The organism is Moorena sp. SIO4E2 (assembly GCF_010671945.1).
GTDB classification, from domain to species: domain Bacteria; phylum Cyanobacteriota; class Cyanobacteriia; order Cyanobacteriales; family Coleofasciculaceae; genus Moorena; species Moorena producens.
On record NZ_JAAHIE010000690.1, the window covers coordinates 1 to 3,304 of the forward strand.

The window sequence follows — 3,304 nt, forward strand, 5'->3', positions numbered from 1 at the left end:
TACGCAATGCCAATTTGGGTCGAGCTTACCTGAAAAAAGCTATTTTGACAGGAGCAGACTTGCGTGGGGCGAATCTTAGTTATGCTCATCTCGAAAATGCTAATCTGCGGGGAGCAAATTTGTGTGGGGCAAATCTTGCTAATGCTAAAGTTACTCAGGAACAATTGGCTCAAGCTAAGACTAATTGGACAACGGTACTTCCTACTGGTAAGCGGGGGTTTTGGTGATATAGCAAAGGGAGTGGGGAGTAGGGAGTAGGGAGTAGGGAGTAGGGAGTAGGGAGTAGGGAATTGGGAATCGGGAATCGGGAATCGGGAATCGGGAATAGGAAGAAAGAGATGCGATTATTTTTTGGTGTTATGATAAAGCCGCAATTTTAATAATAAATTGTCTAGCTTGCGGTCGGGTGAAGTGATTGGTTAAACTTTTTTGGTGGTTCAGTAGCGGTCATGAGTTATTTGAGTACATTTGTTATGGGAATTTGACATGCTCCCAACACACCCTACAAAATTAGCGATCGCACTAATGTTAGATTGCGTCAGTACTTGTCTTTGATTGCTCAACTTGCTGCTGATGTATCAACATAGGCAAGCAACAAAGCCTCAATGTAAGGCACCAGACATATGACATCAATGGACTCATAAAGTCACCATCGCTAATCAAACCATGAGCCATACGATTTCTTAAGTTACTACCAGCATGTTCAACCAGTAAACATTTCAATTCAAATAGCATAGTTTCATCAAAAATAGAGGTTATCTTTGAATGAGCAAGAGTCTTGCTCAAACTAAATTCATCCTGAATACCCTTGTCTTTCAACTTAGAAGTAATGATGCCTCTTTGCCACATGATATAACGGATAGAGTTTTCAATTTGGGGAATTAGGATGTGGGTAGATGTGAAAAAGTCTCCAGTAAGTCCAGCATACAGCCCCTTTGCAAACAGGTACTCACGCTGAGGTGGAATAAATGGACTATGGCGAACTATGAAGAGAATATCGTTAAGTCGCACACAATGCTCTAAATTAATCTGATATCTGGCAGGTTCAATATATGCTTGAGCTTGTAGATGATAATACTCAATGGCTTTCTGGCACATATAAAAATTGGTTGCACGCTCCGCTTCTTCAGGATCACTGGAGAGAACAGAAGCTGGTTGAATAGCAACAGTTTTGCCCATTTCATTTATTATGTTAATAGGGACAAGATGAATTCCTAAAGAGTTATGAGCGTCCTGCTGTACTTGTTGTCTCAATTTAGAGACATTAGTTGGAACAGCCAAAACAGACAAAGCGAAGAGTGCCTCTTTAAAGTCTTTGCCCTTAACCGAATTTATGGCTTCCTCTACGACCTTGCTAATATCCATTTTATGAGAAATGGTCATCATCTCGTTGCGACTTTCTTCTTGGTACTGAAGAAGCAGCCTGTGAAGTTCCTCGGCTCTTGCTTTGGCATCCACAGTTTCTTCCTTTGTTCCTCGAATGCTTCTAAAGGCTTTAACAGCTTGTTGTAACAAGCCTGATGCGGCCATGTAGCTTGGTGGAGTTCTTTTGAGAGCAGAGTCGGCTTCCTTGACATAAGTCTCAGCGGCTGACATTGAAGCAGCAAGCTCTTTGCTGTAGTCTTTATCCATACGATGCCATTTTGCTTTAATACTCCAGAATCTTCTTGCTATTGCCCAATTAGAGCTTGATTCTGCTAAATTTGCTGCTTTTTCAGCCAGGGCTGCATATTTGACTGGTTCTCCACATTTATGTTCCTGCAATAGCTCCATTAACCTTGGAGATGGCCACCAAGAGTCTTCGCCTTCATAGCATTCAAGAACTGCTTCTATATGTTTAAAAACAACTTTGTCCTTATTTTTAAATTGGCGTTCCAGCCGAAATGCTCGTTCTATTCTGTCCAAAGAATCCTTCCAATTATTAGAGCTTTCTAAGGTAGTTGCTGATTGTAAGTAAGCGGTAATTGACAACTGAGCCATTAGATCGTCACGTCGTCTGACCCAGAGAATATCTGCTACTCGCGCTTGAAGTTCAGGATCTGATATTTCAGGTGCGATTTCAGCAAGAAAATTTAGCTGCTCCTCTGTAAGATTCTTAAACCTATCAGTAAACAACTCTTCGGTTAATGCTGGATTCATTGGAGCGTTAGTCACGGCTGCCAGAATTTCAAAAACAGCTTGTTTTGTGAAATTTCCTGATTCTTGCGCCTCTTGGACTTTTTTATCAAAAGCAATACAATAGGTGATACAATTCTTCGGTTCGCTGCTGTTCACTACATCTTGCCAGCAAGTGTTAGTGAAGTCATTTTTTTTAAGAGGTGGGTTCAGTTCTGACATAGTGCTAATTCATTCTTTTTTTTATACTTTGCCAAAATTTTATTCAATTAGCTTGAGTATAAACACTGAATAATAAATTTTCAAGGACTACCCCACTAGTAACTTAAGCAATCGAATTACTAATTATTATACTAAAATTGTTTGATCATACGGTCTAATTATAATAACGGGCACCTTATATTTATAAGGATTCAGCTGAGACTAAAAATCATAATTTATTACCTATTTACTATAACTTCAGTTGTGGATAACATCTCTACAAAAATCTTGAATATTATCTCTATCAGTATGCTCTTGATAGTTGACTAATATTTCTGAGATTATTTGTTCAGTAGTTTTCCTACCCTGAGGAGGTATCAAGTGGCTCATTGTTGTTATTATTTCCTGAGGAGATTACGGATAAAACAAGGATTAGGGCTGGTGTGGAATTCCATGCGATCGCATATACCCTAATCCGAGATATATTTTTTTTTGAGAGTTATGTTAATATTCTACTGGGTTAGGTGTTAAGCCCTAATCAGTGATTCTGCGGGAAGTTTCCTGAAAGTCGTCGGTTTATCTGGTATGATTTCCTTAACAGCCACAGAAGCTTGAGATTTTGCAGTCTGCTGATAAAGACTCCAGAAGCAATAATCGAGCTAAGAGTCTTTGAAGTATCAAACAACAGTATCGAGTCTTAGATATTGACGTAGTCTAAAGGTGGTGCGTTACGGGGCGGGCTCTCCAAACGTTGATATTGATTGATCATAGCTGATATTCTTGATCAAGACTTGCCGCATAATCGCTCATTCCCACTTCAGCAAGAGCGCGATCTTCCTGGGCAAACTCATGAGAAAGGGCTTTTAAGCTGTTCGGCATTTAAATTGGTATAATAAAAATTAATAAATAACCCAATAATAGGAAATATGCCAGCAAAAAATTATCTGACACAAGAGCAAAAAACAATACTTCAAAAAGCCTTAAAAAT

General features: G+C 39.3%; 3 protein-coding genes. 2 read left to right on the forward strand and 1 reads right to left on the reverse strand.

Annotated elements, in window-relative coordinates; genetic code table 11:
- Positions 1–227, forward strand: a 227-nt coding sequence (locus F6K37_RS35445; RefSeq protein WP_287255558.1) for a pentapeptide repeat-containing protein, incomplete at its 5' end; no start/stop codon positions are given.
- Positions 228–528: 301 nt separating this feature from the next.
- Here F6K37_RS35445 and F6K37_RS35450 read toward each other — a convergent pair.
- Positions 529–2,337: a DUF7380 domain-containing protein gene (locus tag F6K37_RS35450; protein ID WP_009149253.1), complete on the reverse strand. Its 1,809-nt coding sequence runs from the start codon at positions 2,335–2,337 to the stop codon at positions 529–531.
- Between the two features lie 368 nt (positions 2,338–2,705).
- On the opposite strand from F6K37_RS35450, the gene F6K37_RS35455 reads away from it, so the two are divergent.
- A complete protein-coding gene (locus F6K37_RS35455; RefSeq protein ID WP_267872078.1) occupies positions 2,706–2,840 on the forward strand; it encodes a hypothetical protein in 135 nt (44 codons plus the stop codon).
- Positions 2,841–3,304: the final 464 nt, after the last annotated feature.